Below are 21,739 nucleotides of genomic sequence, written 5' to 3' on the forward strand. Positions count from 1 at the left end.
CACCAGGAACGGGGCGGTGAACCACCGCCCCGATGCCTGCTACTGACCGGTAGTGGCTACCAACAGTGGCGCCATCTGCTCATCGGTCAATGCCGCCTGGACGTCCATCTTCATGATGTCGTTCCACTCCAGCACCCATTGCTGGATGGGCACCAGATCACTCGCCTCTACAACCCCCATACCGCTCGAACCGCCTACGGCATGCCAGCGTCCGAGCATCTTGACGCCTGTGGGTGGAACAGCCCCGGACTTGAGAAAACGCTCGATCGCCTTGTTACGGTTTTCCGGGTTAATGGACCAACTGACGATGAATAACATAGGCCACCTCCTGATACGGATTGGCACCTGTTTGTCTTCGCGCACCTGGCTGGCGCCGGGACCTCGGTTACGCGCAATCCCCTTTGTCCCCAGTGAAGGCATAGCAGCGACCGGCCGTGCGTGTACGACCGCTGATCCTCTTTAATGGCCTTTTCAAGGGTTGAACTACGTCGCGCCCGGTGCTGTTTCACCCGCTAAACAGGGCGGCGGCTTGTAGTTTTCATCGGTACTGACCTCACGCGTCACGTAACAGGTCATTGGCGTTGAGAATGTCGTAGGCGATTTCCGGACGACTTTCCAGGCTGCGGCGAATGGCGGCCGGGATCGACTGGCGGGTTTTACGGCACAGCCCGGGTTGCTCGGCGAGGGTGATGCCGATGCCGCGCATGGTGCGTACTTCATTGAAGCTCGGGACGATCTCGACGCGGATGCCCAATTGCTCATACATCCGGTTCTGCAAGCGTTCGAGGTCGGCCAGGCTCTGGAGGTTTTCCAGGCGGTCGAGCAGACGCTTTTCTTCCTGACGGGTCAGAAACAGGATGCGCACGTCCGCCCCCGGTGTTTCCAGCAGCGGGTCACGCCCGCAGGTGCAGGCGCCGGGCGGGCAAGGTGAGCGGATCGGAGCGGAGATCGTCATGGGGTTCAATCATAGAGCGCTCTAATCCGCTTTGCCCATAGCTGAATCGTCAGTCTTGGATTTCGGTTGTCGGGATGATCTGTTCATCCTCAACCGGCGCAACCTCACGGCTATCGCCGGAATTGCCCACTGCCTTGAAAAATCCCGCTCAAGTGACCTTGAGCGGGATTTTTTTAGATGTGGAAAGCCTGGCGGCCAACCAGCAGCCATTTGCCGCCCTTCTTCTGCCAGATCTGGAAGTTCTCGATTTCGGTCGGGACCACTTCGGTGCCCTTGAGCGCTTGTGCCGAGAAATGATTGCGGACCAGCGCTAAGTCACCGGAGACGTTGATGGTCTGGTTTTGCATTTCCAGGGTTTTGAATGCGCTTTTCCCGGTTTCGATATCGGCGATGAAGTCGGTCTTGTCCTGAACCTTGCCGCTGGAATGCCCGTAGGTCAGGTTCTCGGCGGTCAGCGCTTTCAGTTCGGTAATGTTCTTGTGCAGCATGGCCTGCGTCAGATGGTCGACGGCGCTGGCGACCTCTTTCTCACCCGGCGCTGGGGTTGCGGCTACGTAGCCACTGAAGAGGCATAGAAAACCGACCAGCAGTTTGACGTTCTTCATAGGTGTTTCCTTGTTGTTATGGGAATTGATTAATCGTCTGTCATCGTACAACCTTGAAAGGCTTTAGAAAATACCCGGCACGCCCCGACTTCAAGGTCGTGCACGGGCTGTGCGTTTCAGGCCAGCATCGACAGCAATCCGCCCTGACGATCCAGTTTGGCCAGGTCATCGAAGCCACCGACATGGGTGTCGCCGATGAAAATCTGCGGCACGCTGCGACGACCGCTGCGGCTGAGCATCTCCTGGAATTTGCCGGGGCTGGACTGGACGTTTATTTCCTTGGCTGCGATGCCCTTGCTGGCCAGCAGCGCCTTGGCGTTGCGGCAATAGGGGCAGGTGTCGGTGGTGTAGATCGTCACGCTGTTCATCGTCGGTACTCCTGAATTTATTGGACGCGCCTACGCATCGATGGCGGGAAAGTCGATCTCGGTGAGGGCGAGGTTATTGAGGTAGTTGGTCAAGGTTTGTGCCGCGATGTGGCCCACCACTTCAATGATCTTGGCGTCGTTGATGCCGGCCGCGCGTGCGGCGTCGAGCTGTTCGAGGCTGAGGTGGCCACGGCTTTCGGTAATTTGTTGGGCGAGGGTGGCGAAGGCATTCAGTTGGCCATGGCGGGCGCTGAGGATGTCTTGCGCGGACAGCCCGGCTTTGCCGGCAAACAGCGTGTGCGCCGCCAGGCAGTAATCGCAGCCGTTGACTTGCGAGGTGGCCAAAAAGATCGCTTCTTTTTCCGTCGCGTTCAGGGACGTTTTGCCCAACGCCGCGCTTTGTTGCAGGTAGGCCGCGAGTACCGCAGGGGCATGCGCCAGGGTTTTGAAGACATTTGGCAAAAAGCCGATTTTTTTCTGCACGCCTTCCAGCAGCGGGCGGGTGATGTCAGTGGCGTGTTCGAGGCTTAGGGCGGTGATGCGGCTCATGGGGGGTTGCTCCGTAGATTCAAGCGCGGTGTGCGCTGGGTACGGGAGCTATGCTATTGGGCGGCGCTGGTCTTTAGGGTGCAAAGCGTCGAGGATATGCGACAGATCGTCCAGATATTCACCTTGGAGCCGTTCCATGGATCGCTTGTCCACTTTACTCACCCACTTCGGCGTCAGTGCCGGGACCTTCTACAGTGGGCATTTTTGCGGCTCCGTGGTTTTTGATGGCGACCAGTCAACCGGGCACCTGCACCTGTTGCAGGCGGGCGAAGTGATATTGAAATTGGCCGATGAGCCCGACCAAGTGCTCGCCGAGCCGACGCTGATTTTTTTTCCGCGACCTTACCGTCACCGTTTACTCGCCAGCGAAGCCTCGGGCACCCAACTGGTGTGCGCATCGCTGGATTTCGACGGCGGCGCCGGCAACGCCCTGGCAGCCGCGCTGCCGGATTACCTGCTGCTCAAGCTCGACAGCGTGCCGACGATGGCCGGCACCCTGGACTGGCTGTTCAACGAAGCCTTCGGCGGCACTTGTGGTCGTGAAGCGATGATGGATCGACTGTTCGAATTGCTGGTGATCCAGTTGCTGCGGCACATCCTTACCGATCGCGATCAGGGGCCCGGCATGATGGCCGGCCTCGCCGATTCGCGTCTGGCACGGGCCATGAGCCTGATGCATGACGCGCCTGAAAGATCCTGGACCGTGGCCGAACTGTCAGCGGCGGCGAACATGTCTCGCGCCAGTTTTGCCGACCATTTTCGTCAAGTGGTGGGGCAGACACCGGTCGACTATCTGGTGAGCTGGCGCATCAGCCTGGCACAGAAGCGTTTGCGTGAAGGCAAGTCGATTGCGCTGATCGCCGATGAAGTCGGCTACGAAAGCCCTTCGGCTCTGGCCCGGGCGTTTCGCCGAAAAACCGGGGTCAGCCCGCGGGAGTGGGTGCAGGCTGGCAAACACCCGCGATAATCGTGTCCGCCAGGTGGTCCGAGGATCGTGAGATAGACTAACCAGCGCACATCCAACGATGGGAGTGACCACTGTGGCGCGATTCAATTGGACTCGCTGATCACTGCTGCCGCCCGCGCGCTGGCAGCGGGTGACCCGCTTGGGGCGTTGAACCGGGTTGCGTTGCGCGACGATGCGCCGGCGCTGGCACTGCGCGGCATCGCCATGGCGCAGCTCGGTGATCTGGAGCGCGCCAAGGTATTGGTCAAACGGGCAGCGCGTGCATTTGGTCCGAAAGAGCCCATGGCCCGGGCGCGCTGTGTGGTGGCCGAAGCCGAAATTGCCCTGGCGGCTCGCGATTTGAGCTGGCCGGAAAAAGCCCTCGATACGGCGCGGGCAACGCTGGAGGCCCATGGCGATTGGGTGAATGCGGCGCACGCACGGTATCTGGAAATCCGACGTTTATTGCTGATCGGTCATCTCGATCAAGTTGAGGATCGACTTGACAACCTGGACCCTGCGCCCTTGCCGCCGGCCCTGCGCGCCGCGCATGAACTGGTGGTGGCCGGCATCGCAGTGCGCCGGCTGGAGATCAAAAAAGCGCGGACTGCACTGGAAAGGGCCGAGCGCTTCGCAAGCGAGGCGGGTATCCCGGCATTGAGTGCCGAAGTCGAGAATGCCGCTCATGTCATGAACGCCCCCGCCGCCCGGTTAATCAGCCGTGGCGAGGTGCGACCGCTGATGCTGGATGAGGTTGAAGCGCTGTTCACTTCAACCTCGCTGGTAGTCGATGCCTGTCGTTATGCGGTGCGCGGTGCCGGCATGTCGGTGTCTCTGGCCAGGCGCCCGGTGTTGTTCACCCTTGTACGGATGTTGGCCGAAGCCTGGCCGGCCGATGTTCCCCGGGAAGCACTCATTGCCTATGCTTTTCGCTTGAAGCTCAGTGATGAGTCCCACCGTGCGCGGTTGCGCGTCGAGGTCGGACGGCTGCGTGCGGTGCTTCGACCGCTGGCCGGGGTTACCGCGACGAAGCGTGGCTTTGCCTTGGTGTCGGCGGACGTCGTGGTGCTGGCGCGGCCGGTCGAGGAGCAGCACGCGGCGCTGCTGGCGTTCCTGGCGGATGGTGAGTCGTGGTCGAGTTCGGCGCTGGCGATGGCTCTGGGTATTGGTCAGCGCAGCGTGCAACGGGCGCTTGATTCGCTGGCGGTGGCTGGCAAGGTGCAAGCGTTTGGCCGTGGCCGCTCCCGTCGTTGGATGATCCCACCGTTGCCGGGATTCGCGACGACTTTGTTACTCACGGCTTTGTTGGTGGGTGATTAGGCTCTACTCCACACACCCAGTGAAGAGGATGCAAACATGAAACGTTCATCTGCTGAAATCATCCGTGAATACGGCCCCTTTCCCGGTGTCGACAGCGTGCACGGCGTCTCATTTGATGGCCAGCACGTCTGGTTCGCCTCCGGAGAAAAACTCAATGCCCTCGACCCGGACAGTGGCAAACCAACTCGCACGATCGATGTCACCGCCGATGCGGGAACCGCCTTTGACGGCGAGCATTTGTTCCAGATTGCCGGGGAACACATCAACAAGATCGATCCAAAAAACGGCCGCGTTCTCGCCACGATTCCGGCGCCCGGCGGTGGCACCGATTCGGGGCTGACTTGGGCGGAAGGCACGTTGTGGGTCGGTCAGTACCGGGCGCGCAAGATCCATCAGATCAGCCCCGACACCGGGGCCATATTACGAACCATCGAGTCCAACCGTTTTGTCACCGGGGTGACTTGGGTGGACGGCGACATGTGGCATGGCACGTGGGAGGAAGATCAGAGCGAATTACGGCGAATTGACCCGATCACCGGTAAAGTCCTGGAGGTCGTCGAGATGCCGCCAGGGGTGGGCGTGTCAGGTCTTGAGTCGGACGGCGCCGAGCGGTTTTTCTGTGGTGGTGGCAACAGCGGCAAGGTGCGGGCCGTGCGCCGGCCCGTGGCTTCCTAGAACGTAAACTGACGCGACGTACGGGGCGCACTTTGGGCCAGTTCGATCTCTAGCAAGTGTTCAACCAGCACATCATTGAGAAAGCGGAACTGATCGTTGAGACCGACCACTTCGTTGCTGAAGTGGTTGGCCGCTGCGGGCATCAGCAATGCCTCGAAGTTCGGATCGAACACCAGTGACAGTTCTTTGCGCAACACGAATTCCTGCGCGTAGTAGTTTGTGCCGAACACCGGAAAGCTCACGGCCAGTCTGACGGAGTGGATCATGACGGGTGCTCCTCGGTTTGACCGATGTCCAGGAAGAAACGGGAAAAAAGCGTTAGCGTAATGGCCGTCAGGGCCAGGCAGGTCAGGAGATGGATCAACATGATGTGGCCCTCCGAGGCGGGGTTTGCGTTGGAATGGGGTGATCGTGCGCCTGACGGTTTTATTGCGGAAGGCATTCGTCGCGATGGTGAATATCAACATTAATGATGGTGTTCTTGAGGGCCGCAGCGCGGGCAAGCCCGCTCCCACAGGGTTCAGCGCTGGAATACAGATTTGTGTACGACGGTAATCCCTGTGGGAGCTGGCGGTGCGACGATTCGACTTGCCCGCGATGAGGCCCTAAAGCTAGCCATCCAACTCACGCCGAACAAACATCGCTACCTATACTCCAAACAATAGGCCTTTGAGTTTCGGGCATTCTGCCCGAGGGCGACTGTAGGAAACCGCGATCTTGAACCTGCGTTCGCTGATCGTCGCCGTGTTGGTGGTGTTGGCAGGTTGTGCCACGCCTGCGCGTGCCCCGGTGGTGGAGGCGGTCGTGGTGGTGTCCGACAGCACGTGGCACCAAGTGGATCGCGAAATCGTCGAAGCCTCGCAATCGGCCACGGAGCAGACCCGAATCTATTCCCGTGGCGCCATGGATTACTGGCGGACACGGGTCTACCAACTGACCGAAGAGAACTTCATCCCCTGGTTCAGCAGCTACTGGACCCAGGAATGGTTGTCGATGAAGGTCAGCTGGTACACCCTCAGCGCCAAGGGCGAGCAGGACGCCTCGGCCAAGCAACTGGCGGCCTATTTGCTGGAGCAATACCAGCAACGGGTGCTGGCGCCGGTCGCAGTCGAAATTGATCCCGATGCGATTCTCGGCAATGCCACGGCGTTCTACGTGGACATTCTTCAGGAAGAGCTGCAGAAAATTTCCAAACGTCACGGCATACCGATGGCGCAGCTCAACGGCCGGATCCAGAAAGTCCCGGCCATCGCCCTCGGGCCGCCGCCTACGCGTAATGCCTCGCTCTATCAGGTCGTCCACACGGACCCCTTGAACTCGCTGCCGGCTTACGCGGCGTTGATCGAAAAGATCCACAAGGCCGGCGGTGACAAAGGCGTCGGCTCGACCGACACCGCCATGGCGCCTGTGGCCAAACGCGCCAGTCAGCGCATGGAAGCCGAAATGGCCCCGCGGGGGGCTGCCAGCGCCGTGGCTGCGGCCGCCGGGAAATTGGCCGGGGGCTTGATCACCGTTGGCGTGGCTGGGATTCGCGCACTGATTCAAGCCGCCGACCGACCGGACAGCGAGGCACTGATTCGCAGCAGCCTGGGCAATACGTTCGACAAGGCCTGGATGAAGCTGGTGCAAAATCCGACGACCGGCGTGATGGCGGGGACGCTGTACATGGCGGGTCAGATAGAGGGCAACCTGGCGGCGAGCGCCGCACCACCGTCGGTCGATTCTGCCCGCGGGTCTGTCGATTGGAGCCCGACGGAATCGACTAACCATCAGCTCGACCCTCAACCCCCAGCAGGAGAATGACCATGTCCTATGTCGATGGCTGTGTGATTGCCGTACCGACCGCCAACCGCGAGCAATTCAAGAAGCACGCCGAAATCACCAGCTCGATTTTCAAGGAGAACGGCGCCCTGAGCATTGTTGAATGCTGGGGCGACGATGTGCCGGACGGCAAAGTGACCTCGTTTCCGATGGCGGTGAAACTCAAGGAAGGCGAAACCGTGGTGTTTTCCTGGATCATTTGGCCAGACAAGCCGACCCGCAATGCCGGCATGCAGAAAATGATGGCCGACCCGCGCATGCAACCGGACGTCAATTCAATGCCGTTCGATGGTCAGCGCATGATCTTCGGCGGTTTCAGCATCATCCATCAGTCCTGACACAAACCCCCGGATCACTCCGCGCTCGGGGTGATCCGGCAACTCTTGCGATTACGGATCTCGTTATCCGTCGGCCGCTCCCTGACGAACTCGAAACGTGGCTCACCTTCGCTATAGTGAACCAGCCAGCCCCATTCCAGCTCGTACTCATCCTGTCCCGGTTGTGGTGGCATTGCCCACCATGGCTCTTTGCTGATGATCTGCCGCATGGCCCCCTCCCGTCGTTTTCGGTTGGTTCAACTATAACGTGCATGTCAGGAGGTGCCAGGCATGAGTGACGAATCCCATGAACCGCTCAAACGGCTGTTTTTTGCCCTGAACTGCCCGCCCGAGCAACGCAAGGCGATTGCCCAGTGGCGCAGCGCGCTTGAACTGCGCAGCGGGCGCCCAGTGCCGGCGGATAACTTTCACTTGACGCTGATGTTTTTGGGTTCTGTCGGCGTGGCGCAGATCGGCGAGGTCTGCGCGCTCGCCGCGAAGGTTCACGTGCCGGGTGTGCCGTTGAAGTTGGCGCTTGATCGGCTCGATGTTTGGCGCAGGGCCGGGGTGTTGGTGCTCGCACCCGAGCAGGCGCCGCCGGCGTTATTGCGGCTGGTGTATGCGCTGGAACAGGCGATGTTGCCGTTTGGGCTTGAGGATGCGCCGAAGGAGTTTCGGCCGCATTTGACTTTGATGCGCGACTATCGGCTGCCGGTACCTGAGTCCGCGACGCCGCCGGAGTTTTACTTGCGCGCTGATCACTTTGTGTTGTTTGAATCGCACAAGGGACGTTATCGGGCATTGGCCGAATGGCCGCTGGTTCCCGCATGAAAAAAGGCGCCCGAGGAGGGCGCCAAAATCACCTTAACCGAGGAAGCCAGGTGAGGCCGTTCTGCTGCAGGGAGCGTGCAGCGGTGGTAAGGCGCTGCGGGAACGGAAAACGGTTGAGTGGTGCGCTGCCGGTGATGGCCTCATCGCGAGCAGGCTCACTCCCACAGGGGTGATGTGACTGGCACAAAATGTGTGTCCACCTCAGATCAAATGTGGGAGTGAGCCTGCTCGCGATGGCGGTCTACATTCAGCGATTACTTCCCGAGCTTGACCCGCGTCCATCCCCGGGTCATCACCCGCTGAATACCGATCGGCATATCCGGAATCGCATACAGCGTCGCCATCACGTCCTGCGGCGGATACGACCCGGGATCATCGCGAATCGCCTCATCCACCAACGGCGTCGCCGCTGCGTTGGCGTTGCTGTAGCCGATGTTGTTGGTGATCTCGGCGATGATGTCCGGACGCATCAGGAAGTTCATGAACAGGTAGGCGTTCTCGACGTTTGCCGCGTCCCGGGGGATGGCGACCATGTCGTAGAAACTGCCGGCGCCTTCTTTCGGGATGCTGTAGTCGATCTGCACCGTGTTGCCCGATTCCTGGGCGCGGGCCTTGGCTTGCAGTACGTCGCCGGAATAACCGACCGCCACGCAGATGTTGCCGTTGGCCAGGTCGGAGATGTATTTGGACGAATGGAAGTACGCCACCGAAGGGCGGATCTTCATAAACAGCGCTTCGGCTTCGGCGATCTGGCCTTTGTCCTGCGAATTCACCGGGTAGCCCAGGTAGTGCAGGGCGGCCGGGAGCATTTCGGTTGGCGAGTCGAGGAAGCTGATGCCGCAGGCTTTGAGTTTTTCGGCGTTTTCGGGTTTGAACAGCAAGTCCCAGGAATGGGTCGGTGCGTTGGCGCCGAGCACTTCCTTGACCTTGGCCGGGTTGAAACCGATGCCGATCGAGCCCCACATGTATGGGAAAGCATGAGCATTATCCGGATCGCTGGCCGAGGCGTTTTTCAGCAGCACCGGATTGAGGTTTTTCCAGTTCGGCAGCTTTGATTTGTCCAGTGTCTGATAGACGCCAGCTTTGATCTGCTTGGCCAGAAAACTGTTCGACGGTACGACAATGTCGTAACCGGATTTGCCCGCAAGCAGGCGTGCCTCAAGGGTTTCATTGCTGTCGAACACATCGTAGGTCACGCGAATGCCGGTCTCGTCTTCGAATTTCTTGACGGTGTCCGGCGCGATGTAATCCGACCAGTTATAGACGCGCAGTACCTTGTCATTGGCCTGGGCGCCAGTAGCCATCGCGCCCAATAAGGACAGTGTCAGCAGAGTCCTGCCAAACATTTTCATCGGTACAACTCCCTTCTTTTTATTCAAGAGCTTTTTTATTCAAAACGCAGAGCTGTGAAACGCGACGGCCTAGGCCGTCGCTTCTATCATTTGCTTGTTAGGTTGCTGCCACGACTCGCTGGCGGTCTGGTCCATCGCTTCCTGGATCGCACGTTTGCGGGTGGCTTCGGCGCGGCGGCTGAAGTACCAGACCAGGAAGGTCACAATCGAAACGGCCAAGAGGATCAGGCTGGCCACGGCGTTGATCTCGGGCTTAACCCCCAGACGTACCGCCGAGAACACTTCCATCGGCAAGGTCGTTGAACCCGGGCCCGACACGAAGCTCGCCAGCACCAGGTCATCCAGTGACAGGGCAAACGACATCATGCCGCCGGCCGCCAACGAGGGTGCAATCATCGGAATGGTGATCAGGAAAAACACCTTGAATGGCTTGGCCCCGAGGTCCATGGCCGCTTCTTCGATGGACAGGTCCAGCTCACGCAAACGGGCGGAAACGACCACCGCCACATACGCGGCACAGAACGTGGTGTGGGCGATCCAGATGGTGATGATGCCGCGTTCCTGCGGCCAGCCGATCAACTGCGCCATGGCCACGAACAGCAGCAACAACGACAGACCAGTGATCACTTCCGGCATCACCAACGGTGCCGTCACCAGACCGCCAAACAGCGTGCGTCCCTTGAAGCGTGTGACGCGAGTCAGTACAAACGCCGCCAACGTCCCCAATGCAACCGCTGCCACCGCCGTGTAGCAGGCGATTTCCAGCGAACGCACCACTGAGCCCATCAGTTGCGTGTTGTCGAGCAACCCGGCGTACCACTTGAACGACCAGCCGCCCCACACGGTCACCAGTTTCGAGGCGTTGAATGAGTAGATCACCAGGATCAGCATCGGCAAGTAGATAAACGACAGGCCGAGCACCAGCATCATTTTTGAAAAACCGAAACGTTTCATCCCCGTGCCTCCATCTCTTTGGCCTGGCTGCGGTTAAACAGCAGAATTGGCACAATCAGGATCAACAGCATCACCACCGCCAGTGCAGACGCCACCGGCCAGTCGCGGTTGTTGAAGAACTCTTGCCACAGCACGCGACCGATCATCAGGGTCTCCGGGCCGCCGAGCAGTTCCGGGATCACGAACTCACCGACCACCGGAATGAACACCAGCATGCAACCGGCGATGATGCCGTTCTTGGCCAGCGGCACGGTGATTTTCCAGAAGTTGTTGAAGTTGCTCGACCCCAGGTCCGAACCCGCTTCCAGCAGGCTTTGATCGTGCTTGACCAGGTTGGCGTACAGCGGCAACACCATGAACGGCAAGTAGGCGTAAACAACCCCTATATAGACGGCGGTGTTGGTGTTGAGGATCTCGATCGGGTGATCGGTCAGCCCGGTCCACATCAAAAACGCATTGAGCAGGCCGTTGTTGCTGAGGATGCCCATCCACGCGTAAACGCGGATCAGGATCGCGGTCCAGGTCGGCATCATGATCAACAGCATCAGGACGTTTTGCGTTTCCTTGTTGGCCTTGGTAATGGCGTAGGCCATCGGGAAACCGATCACCAGGCACATCAGCGTGCTGAAAAACGCGACCTTCAACGAGCCGAGGTAGGCCGAGAGGTACAGCTCATCGTCGGTCAGCAACAGGTAGTTGCCGACGTTGAGGAACAGCTGAAACTTCTGTTCGGCGTAGGTGTAGATCTCCGAATAAGGAGGAATGGCCAGCGCCGCTTCCGAAAAGCTGATCTTCATCACCAGGAAGAACGGCAACAGGAAAAACAGGCACAGCCACAGGAAAGGAACCCCGATGACGAGCTTTCGACCACTCGGCATCAGCCGCATGAACTGCTGATTGAGTGTTTTCATGAGCGCAGTACCACGCCGCTGTCGTCTTCCCACCACACGTAGACGGTGTCATCCCAGGTCGGGCGCGCGCCACGGCGTTCGGCGTTGGCCATGAACGACTGCACGACTTTGCCGCTTGGCAATTGGACGTAGAACACCGAGTGACCGCCGAGGTAGGCGATGTCATGCACTTTGCCTTGGGACCAGTTGTAGCGGTTCTCGGGCTTGACCGTGCTGACCAGCATTTTTTCCGGGCGGATGGCGTAGGTGATCGACTTGTCCTGCACCGAGGTGCTGACACCGTGACCGACGTAGATCTTCTGTTCCAGGTCCGGGCTGTGGATGATCGCGTGACCTTCAAGGTCTTCCACTACCGTGCCGTCGAAAGCGTTCACGTTGCCGATGAACTCGCAGACCATGCGGCTGACCGGAGCTTCATAAATGTCGACCGGGCTGCCGATTTGCGCAATCCAGCCCAGGTGCATGATCGCGATGCGCTGGGCCATGGTCATGGCCTCTTCCTGGTCGTGGGTCACCATCACGCACGTCACACCGACGCGCTCGATGATTTCAACCAACTCCAGTTGCATCTGCGAACGCAGCTTTTTGTCCAGTGCGCCCATCGGTTCGTCGAGCAGCAACAACTTTGGACGTTTGGCCAGGGAGCGGGCGAGGGCCACACGCTGACGCTGACCGCCGGACAGTTGATGCGGCTTGCGCTTGGCGTATTGGGTCATGTGTACCAGGCGCAGCATTTCTTCAACGCGGGCGTCGATTTCACTGGCGGGCAAACGGTCCTGCTTGAGGCCGAAGGCAATGTTCTGCGCAACCGTCATGTGCGGGAACAAGGCGTACGACTGGAACATCATGTTGATCGGCCGCTCGTACGGCGGCATGTCGGTGATGTCCACGCCGTCTAGGAAAATCCGCCCATCGGTCGGGCGCTCGAAGCCTGCGAGCATGCGCAGCAGAGTCGATTTGCCAGAACCGGAACCGCCGAGCAGGGCGAAGATTTCGCCTTGATGAATCTCGAGCGAGACATCGTCTACTGCGCAGGTTTCGTCGAATTTCTTGGTGACGCGGTCGACTTTCACCAACACCTTTTTCGATGCCTGGTGACCTTCAAGAGCCTTCCTGTAAATGCTGGAGGCGTTTGCCATGTGAAACTCCCAACAGGTTTCAGTCGTCGGGCCAACGCGGCCTGACTTAATAGTTGTGTGCAATGCCAAGCCGTTACGGTCCCTGTAGGAGCCGCCGTCCTGGCTGCCTGGTAGTACTTGTTGTTATTGCAGTGTGTTGTTATCGCGAGGGGCGGGCGCGCAAAGGCACGCCCGTCTGACTCGCGGGGGCAGTAATCGGTTGATCGTTTATTAAGTCAGCGGCTTTTACGTAGCGCGGCCCGTCGCCGGCATGCATCGCCGAACGCCTGGAAAATACTCAAATAAGGAGGATTGGTGAGCACCTGCCATTCCGGGTGCCATTGCACGCCGACGGCAAACGTCGGGCTGTGTTCCACCGAGATCGCCTCGATCAATCCGTCCGGCGCAACCGCTTCGGCACGCAGGCCGGGGGCGAGTCTGTCGATGCCCTGGCTGTGAATCGAATTGACCATGAATTGCGCCGGCAACTCCAGGGCTTCGAACACGCCGCCCGGTTGCACAGTCACCGCATGCGCCGGTGCGTATTGCACCGCCAGCTCAGGACTGTCCGCCTCGCGGTGATCGAGCATGCCCGGCAGTTCGTGGACTTTCTGGTGCAGGCTGCCACCAAACGCCACGTTCATTTCCTGGAAGCCCCGGCAGATGCCAAGCACTGGCACGCCGGCCGCAATCGCCGCACGTAATAAAGGAAGGGTCGTGGCATCCCGCGCCGGATCGTGATCCGTGCCAGGAGCGCTGGCCGGGCCTTGATAGTGGAAAGGTTCCACATTCGAAGGGGAGCCGGTCAGCAACAGACCGTCGAGATGCGCGAGCACATCCTCGATTTCAGTCAATTCACCTAGGGAAGGAATGACCACGGGCAGCCCCAACGCCGCGACGCTGACAGCACGCAAGTACTTGTCGCCACTGACGTGGTAGGGGTGCAGGCCAATCTGTTTGACGCATGCAGTAACGCCGATCAATGGCTTGAATGCCATTTTTATCACCTCGAAGTTTCACACTTGAACGAGCTTTTCCGGAGCTTAGCCTTGTTGATTTTAATTAACAACTCTCATGTAAAAAATTCTAAACGCCGCACGTCCGATCTCCAGCAATTACACGGTGCGCAAGATTGATCTGGCACTCTCGCCCCCTAAAAAGGCCGGAAAATAAAGGTTGAAGGTCCAAGTGTTCGCTATTGACTTCACTTTGCCGTTCGGGTTGACTGGGCTCGTGAAAGGGTAGTGAACATAATAATTAACAGCTAAAAAATAGGTGCATCATGTCGGTCCCTCTGCGTGCCGTTCAACTCAACGAAGCAAACGCATTCCTTAAGAAATATCCTGAGGTTTTGTACGTCGACCTTCTGATTGCGGATATGAACGGTGTGGTGCGCGGCAAGCGCATCGAGCGCACCAGTCTTCATAAGGTCTACGAAAAAGGCATTAACCTGCCGGCGTCCCTGTTTGCTCTGGACATCAACGGTTCTACGGTGGAAAGCACCGGCCTGGGTCTGGACATCGGCGACTCTGACCGGATCTGTTTCCCCATTCCTGGCACCCTCAGCATCGAGCCTTGGCAGAAGCGCCCGACCGCGCAACTGTTGATGACCATGCACGAACTCGAAGGCCAGCCGTTCTTCGCCGACCCGCGTGAAGTGCTGGCCAATATCGTGCGCAAGTTCGACGACATGGGCCTGACCATCTGCGCTGCGTTCGAGCTCGAGTTCTATCTGATCGACCAGGACAACGTGAACGGCCGTCCGCAATCGCCGCGCTCGCCGGTGTCCGGCAAGCGTCCGATGTCGACTCAGGTGTACCTGATCGATGACCTGGACGAATACGTCGATTGCCTGCAAGACATCCTCGAAGGCGCGAAAGAGCAGGGCATTCCTGCCGACGCCATCGTCAAGGAAAGCGCCCCGGCGCAGTTCGAAGTCAACCTGCATCACGTGGCCGACCCGATCAAGGCGTGCGACTACGCGGTCCTGCTTAAGCGTCTGGTGAAAAACATCGCCTACGACCACGAGATGGACACCACGTTTATGGCCAAGCCATATCCGGGTCAGGCGGGCAACGGTCTGCACGTACACATTTCGATTCTCGACAAAGAAGGCAACAACATCTTTGCCAGCGAGGATCCCGAGCAGAACGCCGCGCTGCGACACGCGATCGGCGGTGTGCTCGAGACCCTGCCGGCGCAGATGGCGTTCCTGTGCCCGAACGTCAACTCGTACCGTCGCTTCGGCGCGCAGTTCTACGTGCCGAACTCCCCAAGCTGGGGCATCGACAACCGCACCGTAGCGGTACGTGTGCCGACCGGTTCGCCGGACTCGGTGCGCATCGAACACCGCGTCGCCGGCGCCGATGCCAACCCGTACTTGTTGATGGCCTCGGTCCTGGCCGGCGTGCACCACGGCCTGACCAACCAGATCGAACCGGGCGCACCGGTGGAAGGCAACAGCTACGAGCAAAACGAGCAGAGCCTGCCGAACAACCTGCGCGATGCACTGCGTGAGCTGGACGACAGCGAAGTCATGGCCCGTTACATCGACCCGTTGTACATCGACGTGTTCGTGGCGTGCAAGGAAAGCGAGCTGGCCGAGTTCGAGAACTCCATCTCTGACCTTGAGTACAACTGGTACTTGCACACGGTTTGATGGTTTGAACCCGGTTCCAGGCTGAAAACCCGATCAACTGTGGGAGCGAGCCTGCTCGCGAAGACGGCGGCACAGTCAACATTGATGTTGTCTGACAACACCACTTTCGCGAGCAGGCTCGCTCCCACAGGGGATTGCATTCCAGGTTTTAACTGACGATCACTTATTCCTCTGCGTCGAGTCACAACCATGACAAACACTCGCAGCGACTGGGAACAACGCTTCCAGTCCCTAACACTCGAAGGCCGTGCATTCATCGACGGTCAATATTGCCCGGCACTCAGCGGCGACACCTTTGAATGCATGAGCCCGGTCGACGGTCGCTTTCTGGCTAACATCGCCAGCACCGACGAAGCCGACGCCAATGCGGCCGTCGCCGTCGCACGCCGTACCTTCGAATCCGGCATCTGGGCCAACCTTGCCCCGGCCGAGCGCAAGCGCACCCTGATCCGCTTCGCCGACCTGATCCTGGCCAACCAGGAAGAGCTCGCCCTGCTCGAAACCCTCGACATGGGCAAGCCGATCAATGACTCGATGAACATCGACATTCCAGCGACCGCCAACGCGATCCGCTGGAGCGCCGAGGCCATCGACAAGATCTACGACGAAGTCGCCGCCACCCCGCACGATCAACTCGGCCTGATTACCCGCGAACCTGTCGGCGTGGTCGCCGCCATCGTGCCGTGGAACTTCCCGTTGATTATGGCCAGCTGGAAATTCGCACCGGCTCTGGCTGCTGGTAACTCGTTCATCCTCAAGCCTTCGGAAAAGTCGCCGCTCACCGCCATTCGCATTGCCCAACTGGCGCTGGACGCCGGCATCCCGAAAGGCGTGTTCAATGTGCTTCCAGGCTACGGTCACACCGTCGGCAAGGCGTTGGCGTTGCACATGGACGTCGACGTGCTGGCCTTCACCGGCTCCACCGCGATTGCCAAGCAACTGATGATTTACGCCGGGCAAAGCAACATGAAACGCGTCTGGCTCGAAGCCGGCGGCAAGAGCCCGAACGTGGTGTTCGCCGACGCGCCGGACCTGCGTGCTGCAGCACAAGCGGCGGCCGGTGCGATTGCCTTCAACCAGGGCGAAGTCTGCACCGCGGGCTCGCGCCTGCTGGTGGAGCGTTCAATCCGCGAGCAGTTCATTCCATTGCTGGTGGAAGCGTTGCAAGCGTGGAAACCAGGACACGCTCTGGACCCGGAAACCACCGTCGGCGCGGTCGTCGATCAGCGTCAACTGGACAACGTGTTGCGCTACATCCAGGTCGGCAAAGACCAGGGCGCGCAACTGATCGCCGGCGGCAGCCGCACCCTCGAAAGCACCGGCGGCCTGTACGTGGAGCCGGCGATTTTCGACGGCGTGACCAACGCGATGACCATCGCTCGTGAAGAAATCTTCGGCCCGGTGCTGTCGCTGATCACCTTCGATACCACTGAAGAAGCCTTGGCCATCGCCAACGACAGCATCTTCGGCCTGGCCGCAGGCGTCTGGACCAGCAACCTGAGCAAGGCCCACACCTTCGCTCGCGGCTTGCGTGCCGGCAGCGTCTGGGTCAACCAGTACGACGGCGGTGACATGACCGCGCCGTTCGGCGGGTACAAGCAGTCGGGTAACGGTCGGGACAAATCGCTGCACGCGTTCGACAAATACACCGAGCTCAAAGCGACCTGGATCAAGCTCTAATACCTATAAAAAAAGCGACGGTCGCCGGCACTGCCGGTGGCCATCGGAGAAAGCTATGAAACAAGATTCTGTGAAACAAACGCACGTAAACAGCTACTACGCCGCCACCCGCAACTTTACCGGCGACTTCCCTGTGCTTGAAGAACTGGTGGAGTGCGACGTCTGCATCATCGGCGCCGGCTACACCGGTTTGTCCTCGGCGTTGTTCCTCGCCGAAGCGGGCTACAGCGTCACCGTGCTGGAAGCCGCCAAAGTCGGTTTCGGCGCCAGCGGTCGCAATGGCGGTCAATTGGTCAACTCTTATAGCCGCGACGTCGATGTTATCGAAGAACGCTACGGCGACAAAACCGCTGAAGTCCTCGGCAGCATGATCTTCGAAGGTGCCGACATCATCCGTCAGCGCATACAACACTACGACATCCAGTGCGATTACCGTCCGGGCGGCATCTTCGCCGCGATGAACAAGAAGCAACTCAAAGGTCTGGCCGAGCAGAAGCAGAGCTGGGAGCGCTACGGCAACAAGAACCTGAAAATGCTCGACACCGCCGACATCAAACGCGAAGTCGGTTCCGACGCCTACGTCGGCGGCCTGTTAGACATGCAGGGCGGCCACATTCACCCGCTGAACCTGGCCCTCGGCGAAGCCTCGGCCATCATCGGCCTGGGCGGCAAAATCTACGAACAATCGGCGGCGGTGGAAATTACCTACGGCGAACCGATCACCGTGCGCACCGCCAAAGGCGTGGTCCGCGCCAAGTACCTGCTGATCGCCGGTAACGCCTACCTGCCGCAGGGTCTCGACAATCGCGTGACCAGCAAGAGCATGCCGTGCGGCTCGCAAATCGTCGTCACCGAACCGTTGTCCGAAAAGGTTGCGCGCAGCCTGATCAAAAACAACTACTGCGTCGAAGACTGCAACTACCTGCTCGACTACTACCGCCTCACCGCCGACAACCGCCTGCTGTACGGCGGTGGCGTGGTCTACGGCGCGCGGGAACCGGACGACATTGAGCAACTGATCAAGCCGAAAATCCTCAAGACCTTCCCGCAACTCAAGGACGTGAAGATCGACTACCGCTGGACCGGTAACTTCCTGCTGACCATGTCCCGCATGCCGCAATTCGGCCGCATCGAAAAAAACGCCTACTACATGCAAGGCTACAGCGGCCACGGCGTCACCTGCTCGCACCTGGCCGGCAAACTGATCTCGGAAATGATCCGCGGCGACGCCGAACGCTTCGATGCCTTCGCGTCCTTGCCGCACATGCCGATGATCGGCGGCCGTACCTTCCAGGCCCCGCTCACCGCCATGGGCGCCGCGTATTACGCGCTGCGCGATCGGTTCGGGATCTAAGCTCACACCACCGATCATAATGTGGGAGCGAGCCTGCTCGCGAAGAGGCCATATCAGCCGCCATTGATGCAGCTGACACGCCGCCATCGCGAGCAGGCTCACTCCCACAGAAGATCTACGGCATACACATGATGTGCATACGCCCCGGCCAAAAGTGTAGGAGTGAGCCTGCTCGCGATGACGCCAAATCAGCCACCATCAACACCACCTGACACCCCCAAAACTCACATCGCCAAACGGTCAGACATGAGCACCATCAGCTTTTTCACTAACCAGTTATCGAACCTGCTGAGCAACACCACCAAACGTGATTTAATACCCGCCTTTCAAATCTACGGGACAGGGAAGCGGTATCCTCGCGGCCAAAAGTCGCCCGCCATCCACCCCCATAACCCTTAAGTATTCTTCGCATAAGGCTGTCATGGACACGGGCTCACGACTCAAATTAGTACGCGAAAGCTACAAACTGTCCCAGCGCGAGCTGGCCCGCCGTAGCGGCGTCACCAATGCCACCATCTCCCTGATCGAACAGAATCGTGTCAGCCCCTCCGTCAGCTCCCTGAAAAAACTGCTTGAAGGCATCCCCATGTCTTTGGCGGACTTCTTCACCTTCGACCAGCCACCGCGTGAGCATCAATACGTGTTCCGCGCCAATGAACAGCCGGATCTCGGCCGCCATGGGCTGCGATTGCTGCTGATTGGTGCTTCGGTGCCGAGTCGGCAGATGCGCTTGTTGCGCGAGCAGTACGCGCCTGGGGCGAGCTCTGGCGAGGAACCTATCGTTCACTCGGAAGGCGAGGAGTGTGGGCTTGTCACCCGTGGCACCGTTGAGCTGACGGTTGATGGCCAGATAAGTGTGCTCAACGCAGGCGACGGTTACTACTTCCCGACAACTCTGCCGCACAAGTTTCGCAATATTGGCCAGGATGAAGCAGAAATCATCAGCGCCAACACCCCAGCCAACTTCTAATCTCAAAAACGGACGCAATCCTGTAGCAGCTGCCGAAGGCTGCGTCCGCATTCAACATCCATGCTGAATGGAAGCAGCTGCTTCAGCATTTTTTAAGTAAATGGACTTCACCTCATGACCACACCCTGCATCCGCCCCCTCGCACTCTGCATCTTCCATCACAACGGCAAGATCCTGCTCAGCGAAGCCCACGACCCCATCAAAAAACGCCCATTCTTCCGGCCGATCGGCGGCGGTATCGAATTCGGCGAAAGCAGTGCCGACGCCATTGTCCGCGAAGTTCAGGAAGAACTTGGTTTGGCCATTACTGATGTCCGCTTGCTCGGTACGCTTGAAAACATCTTTACGTATGCCGGCAGGCCGGGGCATGAAATTGTGCAGGTCTACGATGCTAAGTTTGTGGATGCCAGCGTTTATGAGTTGCCGTATTTGGACGGTCAGGAAACAGATGGCGCGACCTTCACTGCGAAGTGGCTTGCGTGGGAAGGTTTTACTGATGAGGCGCCGTTGGTTCCTGATGGGCTTTATGAGCTGCTGAAGAAAGTTGCATTGTTGGGCTGACACCAGCCCCCATTAAGTAAAATAGATCTGTCATCTTTTTTCTGTCGATACCAAAAATGGACGCAGCCCTGTAGCAGCTGCCGAAGGCTGCGTCCTCAGGCAACGCCAATGCCGAGCGAACAGCCGCTACTGCTAGCTACACGAATAGAAAGGAGATCTATTTATATAAATGGATCTGCCACCTTTTTGTCGAACGTTCGTGCTAACTCCAGAACATTAGCGCGACAAGTAGCCATGCGCAGAGACAGGGCCCAACTCCCCCTCACTTTTGGTGTAAGTCCATCCCGTTAATGGGGGAACCCCCAGCGGGGTCTCTGTCCAGGTCTGCACTTAATGTCGGCTGCTGCCCATAACTACGTGGGTTGCAAGGTCTCGAATTTGTTTTTACTGCAAGTTGGCAAAGTAATTGCCAAGTAAGGTTATCCCGCCCCAAAAAAAGGTTTTGGCGTCGGGGGGGTAAGTGTTCCTGTGGGTGGGCATCATTCATAGGGCGGCGTGATTAAAAATCTCTCTCAATTCGAGCTTGAGGAAACCGTCATGAGTCACAATAAATATACGAGGGCACAAGTGGCGCTGCATTGGCTATCAGCGTTTATTATTCTATGGTCGTTGTGTACGGGCTCCTATGTCGCATTGTTCAACGTTTCGCCAGGCATGAAGTCAATCATGACGGCCCTGAATATCTCCATGACGACGCTGTTTATTCCTTTTTTTCTAATGAGAGTGGTTTTGCGTGTTAATCATTTACGCAAGTACACCGCTGGATCGGGTGAATTATTGGCGACTTTTGTCCATAACCTGATTTATCTGATAACGGGAATGGTGTTGCTGACGGGCGTGCTGATGATGAATCGGCCGATTACAGTGTTTGGCTTGCTGAATGTGCCACAACTGATCACAAGCCCGCATTTATTACGCGGTTTCCATGCCGCACATCAGCAAAGTACTGCTATGTTGGGAGGGCTGGTGTTGTTGCATCTGCTGGCGGTGGTCAAGCATGAACTCAGTGGCAATCGAATTTTGAAGCGGATGAGCTTTCAGACATTGGCCCACGAGCCGAGGTTGCATGTCTGCGAGAGTGTCAGTCAGCTGGCCGCTAATGATCATCACTCAATATGGAATCCAACAGCATCCGCGCCTTCTCCAGTCAATGCGTCACAACCAGTGCCTACGTTGGCTGCGGGTTTTCAAGAGCGTCGGCGCTTTCCTAGGTGCTAGAAGTGTCAGACTCTGAAAAGGGGACGGTTTTTTTTCGCTAGATTTGTTATTGGTGGTCGGTTGAAGAGAATGCCAAAAAGGTGACTGCCAAAAAGGTGACAGGTCTATTTCATTAAATAGATCTGTCACCCTGCCGATTTATTTGCAGCTGTCTTTGTCTGGTTGTATTGTTATTTTATTTCGGCTGTGGCTCTAACTTCCTCAAGTTTTCTCTTGATCATGGTTGCATCAAGTATTGACACTGCCTCTTTTATTTTCTCTGGGGCGTAAGCTGCCTTGGCTACCAAGTCTTTTGCTTCCTTCAGTCCCAGTCCTGTTATTTCTCGAACAGTTTTAATCGTAGAAATATCATTCGCGCTAACGCTGGTGAAAAATACCTCAAATAGTTTGGCTGAGATGTCGGTGCTGCCGCTGCCAAGTACGGAAACACTGGCCGGTGAGGCACCAAATTTTTCTTCAAGTGCTTTTACAAGTTCATTTGACTCCAAGACTGACAAAGAACTTACGGCCTCTATAATATCGTTTTTGTTCGTAGCCATTTGTTAATTCTCCGATAATTTTGTTTGGTTGGCTTC

The 21,739-nt window shown here is 58.2% G+C and carries 25 protein-coding genes; 12 read left to right on the forward strand and 13 right to left on the reverse strand.

Annotated elements, in window-relative coordinates:
• Nucleotides 1-39: 39 nt before the first annotated feature.
• From AC3ISI_RS11045 to AC3ISI_RS11065, 5 genes are all read right to left on the reverse strand, one after another.
• Nucleotides 40-318: a DUF3303 domain-containing protein gene (locus AC3ISI_RS11045; RefSeq protein ID WP_489336959.1), complete on the reverse strand. Its 279-nt coding sequence runs from the start codon at nt 316-318 to the stop codon at nt 40-42.
• A gap of 235 nt (nt 319-553) precedes the next feature.
• Nucleotides 554-955, reverse strand: coding sequence for a hypothetical protein (locus AC3ISI_RS11050; RefSeq protein WP_489336960.1), 402 nt, complete (start codon nt 953-955; stop codon nt 554-556).
• 173 nt (nt 956-1,128) lie between these two features.
• A complete protein-coding gene (locus AC3ISI_RS11055; protein ID WP_489336961.1) occupies nt 1,129-1,560 on the reverse strand; it encodes a nuclear transport factor 2 family protein in 432 nt (143 codons plus the stop codon).
• A gap of 116 nt (nt 1,561-1,676) precedes the next feature.
• Nucleotides 1,677-1,928 carry a glutaredoxin 3 gene (gene grxC, locus AC3ISI_RS11060; protein WP_489336962.1) on the reverse strand — a complete coding sequence of 84 codons (252 nt, stop codon included), beginning with the start codon at nt 1,926-1,928 and terminating at the stop codon, nt 1,677-1,679.
• Nucleotides 1,929-1,958: 30 nt separating this feature from the next.
• The gene (locus tag AC3ISI_RS11065; protein WP_489336963.1) at nt 1,959-2,477 is read right to left on the reverse strand and encodes a carboxymuconolactone decarboxylase family protein; all 519 of its coding nucleotides are present in this window, start codon (nt 2,475-2,477) and stop codon (nt 1,959-1,961) included.
• Nucleotides 2,478-2,613: 136 nt separating this feature from the next.
• On the opposite strand from AC3ISI_RS11065, the gene AC3ISI_RS11070 reads away from it, so the two are divergent.
• From AC3ISI_RS11070 to AC3ISI_RS11080, 3 genes are all read left to right on the forward strand, one after another.
• Complete coding sequence (locus tag AC3ISI_RS11070; RefSeq protein ID WP_489336964.1) at nt 2,614-3,444, forward strand: helix-turn-helix domain-containing protein; 831 nt, start codon at nt 2,614-2,616, stop codon at nt 3,442-3,444.
• 87 nt (nt 3,445-3,531) lie between these two features.
• Entirely contained in the window at nt 3,532-4,743 is a 1,212-nt protein-coding gene (locus AC3ISI_RS11075) for a helix-turn-helix domain-containing protein (protein ID WP_489336965.1), read from the forward strand.
• Between the two features lie 36 nt (nt 4,744-4,779).
• Nucleotides 4,780-5,418: a Vgb family protein gene (locus AC3ISI_RS11080; RefSeq protein ID WP_489336966.1), complete on the forward strand. Its 639-nt coding sequence runs from the start codon at nt 4,780-4,782 to the stop codon at nt 5,416-5,418.
• Here the strand turns inward: AC3ISI_RS11080 and AC3ISI_RS11085 are convergent.
• Nucleotides 5,415-5,684 (reverse strand): hypothetical protein, encoded by a 270-nt coding sequence (locus tag AC3ISI_RS11085; protein WP_489336968.1) that lies wholly within the window; start codon nt 5,682-5,684, stop codon nt 5,415-5,417. The genes AC3ISI_RS11080 and AC3ISI_RS11085 overlap by 4 nt on opposite strands.
• 451 nt (nt 5,685-6,135) lie before the next feature.
• On the opposite strand from AC3ISI_RS11085, the gene AC3ISI_RS11090 reads away from it, so the two are divergent.
• Nucleotides 6,136-7,221 (forward strand): hypothetical protein, encoded by a 1,086-nt coding sequence (locus AC3ISI_RS11090; protein WP_489336969.1) that lies wholly within the window; start codon nt 6,136-6,138, stop codon nt 7,219-7,221.
• A gap of 2 nt (nt 7,222-7,223) precedes the next feature.
• Nucleotides 7,224-7,577, forward strand: coding sequence for a DUF1428 domain-containing protein (locus AC3ISI_RS11095; RefSeq protein WP_489336970.1), 354 nt, complete (start codon nt 7,224-7,226; stop codon nt 7,575-7,577).
• Between the two features lie 14 nt (nt 7,578-7,591).
• Here the strand turns inward: AC3ISI_RS11095 and AC3ISI_RS11100 are convergent, their stop codons facing one another.
• Complete coding sequence (locus AC3ISI_RS11100; protein ID WP_489336971.1) at nt 7,592-7,786, reverse strand: hypothetical protein; 195 nt, start codon at nt 7,784-7,786, stop codon at nt 7,592-7,594.
• A 61-nt stretch (nt 7,787-7,847) separates the two neighbouring features.
• On the opposite strand from AC3ISI_RS11100, the gene thpR reads away from it, so the two are divergent.
• Entirely contained in the window at nt 7,848-8,387 is a 540-nt protein-coding gene (thpR, locus tag AC3ISI_RS11105) for an RNA 2',3'-cyclic phosphodiesterase (protein ID WP_489336973.1), read from the forward strand.
• A gap of 254 nt (nt 8,388-8,641) precedes the next feature.
• Here thpR and AC3ISI_RS11110 read toward each other — a convergent pair whose 3' ends face one another.
• From AC3ISI_RS11110 to AC3ISI_RS11130, 5 genes are all read right to left on the reverse strand, one after another.
• Nucleotides 8,642-9,739 carry a polyamine ABC transporter substrate-binding protein gene (locus AC3ISI_RS11110; protein WP_489336974.1) on the reverse strand — a complete coding sequence of 366 codons (1,098 nt, stop codon included), beginning with the start codon at nt 9,737-9,739 and terminating at the stop codon, nt 8,642-8,644.
• A gap of 69 nt (nt 9,740-9,808) precedes the next feature.
• On the reverse strand, nt 9,809-10,693 hold the full coding sequence (locus AC3ISI_RS11115; RefSeq protein WP_489336975.1) for an ABC transporter permease subunit: 885 nt from the start codon (nt 10,691-10,693) through the stop codon (nt 9,809-9,811).
• Nucleotides 10,690-11,571, reverse strand: a complete 882-nt coding sequence (locus AC3ISI_RS11120; RefSeq protein ID WP_170219144.1) for an ABC transporter permease subunit — start codon at nt 11,569-11,571, stop codon at nt 10,690-10,692. Before AC3ISI_RS11120 ends, AC3ISI_RS11115 begins: the two co-directional genes overlap by 4 nt.
• 29 nt (nt 11,572-11,600) lie before the next feature.
• Nucleotides 11,601-12,743: a polyamine ABC transporter ATP-binding protein gene (potA, locus tag AC3ISI_RS11125; protein WP_489336977.1), complete on the reverse strand. Its 1,143-nt coding sequence runs from the start codon at nt 12,741-12,743 to the stop codon at nt 11,601-11,603.
• A 215-nt stretch (nt 12,744-12,958) separates the two neighbouring features.
• Nucleotides 12,959-13,720 (reverse strand): gamma-glutamyl-gamma-aminobutyrate hydrolase family protein, encoded by a 762-nt coding sequence (locus tag AC3ISI_RS11130; RefSeq protein WP_489336978.1) that lies wholly within the window; start codon nt 13,718-13,720, stop codon nt 12,959-12,961.
• 284 nt (nt 13,721-14,004) lie between these two features.
• On the opposite strand from AC3ISI_RS11130, the gene AC3ISI_RS11135 reads away from it, so the two are divergent.
• From AC3ISI_RS11135 to AC3ISI_RS11160, 6 genes are all read left to right on the forward strand, one after another.
• Entirely contained in the window at nt 14,005-15,381 is a 1,377-nt protein-coding gene (locus AC3ISI_RS11135) for a glutamine synthetase family protein (protein WP_108216011.1), read from the forward strand.
• A 189-nt stretch (nt 15,382-15,570) separates the two neighbouring features.
• A complete protein-coding gene (locus AC3ISI_RS11140; protein ID WP_489336980.1) occupies nt 15,571-17,061 on the forward strand; it encodes an aldehyde dehydrogenase in 1,491 nt (496 codons plus the stop codon).
• 70 nt (nt 17,062-17,131) lie between these two features.
• On the forward strand, nt 17,132-18,415 hold the full coding sequence (locus AC3ISI_RS11145; protein ID WP_489337694.1) for an NAD(P)/FAD-dependent oxidoreductase: 1,284 nt from the start codon (nt 17,132-17,134) through the stop codon (nt 18,413-18,415).
• Nucleotides 18,416-18,836: 421 nt separating this feature from the next.
• Nucleotides 18,837-19,385, forward strand: a complete 549-nt coding sequence (locus tag AC3ISI_RS11150) for a cupin domain-containing protein (protein WP_007946335.1) — start codon at nt 18,837-18,839, stop codon at nt 19,383-19,385.
• Nucleotides 19,386-19,499: 114 nt separating this feature from the next.
• On the forward strand, nt 19,500-19,946 hold the full coding sequence (locus AC3ISI_RS11155) for an NUDIX hydrolase (RefSeq protein WP_489336981.1): 447 nt from the start codon (nt 19,500-19,502) through the stop codon (nt 19,944-19,946).
• A gap of 537 nt (nt 19,947-20,483) precedes the next feature.
• Complete coding sequence (locus AC3ISI_RS11160) at nt 20,484-21,164, forward strand: cytochrome b (RefSeq protein ID WP_489336982.1); 681 nt, start codon at nt 20,484-20,486, stop codon at nt 21,162-21,164.
• Nucleotides 21,165-21,334: 170 nt separating this feature from the next.
• On the opposite strand, the gene rplL is transcribed toward AC3ISI_RS11160, so the two are convergent.
• Complete coding sequence (rplL, locus tag AC3ISI_RS11165) at nt 21,335-21,703, reverse strand: 50S ribosomal protein L7/L12 (RefSeq protein ID WP_489336983.1); 369 nt, start codon at nt 21,701-21,703, stop codon at nt 21,335-21,337.
• Between the last annotated feature and the right edge of the window lie 36 nt (nt 21,704-21,739).

The sequence above is a fragment of the Pseudomonas sp. GL_139_B genome, from assembly GCF_057834475.1.

Excerpts from the sequence above, each read along its gene's own strand:
- AC3ISI_RS11135 (WP_108216011.1), top strand. The coding sequence starts at position 14,005 with ATGTCGGTCCCTCTGCGTGCCGTTCAACTCAACGAAGCAAACGCATTC.
- AC3ISI_RS11095 (WP_489336970.1), top strand. The coding sequence starts at position 7,224 with ATGTCCTATGTCGATGGCTGTGTGATTGCCGTACCGACCGCCAACCGC.
- AC3ISI_RS11140 (WP_489336980.1), top strand. The coding sequence starts at position 15,571 with ATGACAAACACTCGCAGCGACTGGGAACAACGCTTCCAGTCCCTAACA.
- AC3ISI_RS11080 (WP_489336966.1), top strand. The coding sequence starts at position 4,780 with ATGAAACGTTCATCTGCTGAAATCATCCGTGAATACGGCCCCTTTCCC.
- AC3ISI_RS11055 (WP_489336961.1), bottom strand. The coding sequence starts at position 1,560 with ATGAAGAACGTCAAACTGCTGGTCGGTTTTCTATGCCTCTTCAGTGGC.
- thpR (WP_489336973.1), top strand. The coding sequence starts at position 7,848 with ATGAGTGACGAATCCCATGAACCGCTCAAACGGCTGTTTTTTGCCCTG.
- AC3ISI_RS11120 (WP_170219144.1), bottom strand. The coding sequence starts at position 11,571 with ATGCCGAGTGGTCGAAAGCTCGTCATCGGGGTTCCTTTCCTGTGGCTG.
- AC3ISI_RS11045 (WP_489336959.1), bottom strand. The coding sequence starts at position 318 with ATGTTATTCATCGTCAGTTGGTCCATTAACCCGGAAAACCGTAACAAG.
- AC3ISI_RS11100 (WP_489336971.1), bottom strand. The coding sequence starts at position 7,786 with ATGCGGCAGATCATCAGCAAAGAGCCATGGTGGGCAATGCCACCACAA.
- grxC (WP_489336962.1), bottom strand. The coding sequence starts at position 1,928 with ATGAACAGCGTGACGATCTACACCACCGACACCTGCCCCTATTGCCGC.
- AC3ISI_RS11065 (WP_489336963.1), bottom strand. The coding sequence starts at position 2,477 with ATGAGCCGCATCACCGCCCTAAGCCTCGAACACGCCACTGACATCACC.
- AC3ISI_RS11070 (WP_489336964.1), top strand. The coding sequence starts at position 2,614 with ATGGATCGCTTGTCCACTTTACTCACCCACTTCGGCGTCAGTGCCGGG.
- AC3ISI_RS11160 (WP_489336982.1), top strand. The coding sequence starts at position 20,484 with ATGAGTCACAATAAATATACGAGGGCACAAGTGGCGCTGCATTGGCTA.
- AC3ISI_RS11150 (WP_007946335.1), top strand. The coding sequence starts at position 18,837 with ATGGACACGGGCTCACGACTCAAATTAGTACGCGAAAGCTACAAACTG.
- AC3ISI_RS11130 (WP_489336978.1), bottom strand. The coding sequence starts at position 13,720 with ATGGCATTCAAGCCATTGATCGGCGTTACTGCATGCGTCAAACAGATT.
- AC3ISI_RS11155 (WP_489336981.1), top strand. The coding sequence starts at position 19,500 with ATGACCACACCCTGCATCCGCCCCCTCGCACTCTGCATCTTCCATCAC.
- potA (WP_489336977.1), bottom strand. The coding sequence starts at position 12,743 with ATGGCAAACGCCTCCAGCATTTACAGGAAGGCTCTTGAAGGTCACCAG.
- AC3ISI_RS11115 (WP_489336975.1), bottom strand. The coding sequence starts at position 10,693 with ATGAAACGTTTCGGTTTTTCAAAAATGATGCTGGTGCTCGGCCTGTCG.
- rplL (WP_489336983.1), bottom strand. The coding sequence starts at position 21,703 with ATGGCTACGAACAAAAACGATATTATAGAGGCCGTAAGTTCTTTGTCA.
- AC3ISI_RS11110 (WP_489336974.1), bottom strand. The coding sequence starts at position 9,739 with ATGAAAATGTTTGGCAGGACTCTGCTGACACTGTCCTTATTGGGCGCG.
- AC3ISI_RS11085 (WP_489336968.1), bottom strand. The coding sequence starts at position 5,684 with ATGATCCACTCCGTCAGACTGGCCGTGAGCTTTCCGGTGTTCGGCACA.
- AC3ISI_RS11050 (WP_489336960.1), bottom strand. The coding sequence starts at position 955 with ATGACGATCTCCGCTCCGATCCGCTCACCTTGCCCGCCCGGCGCCTGC.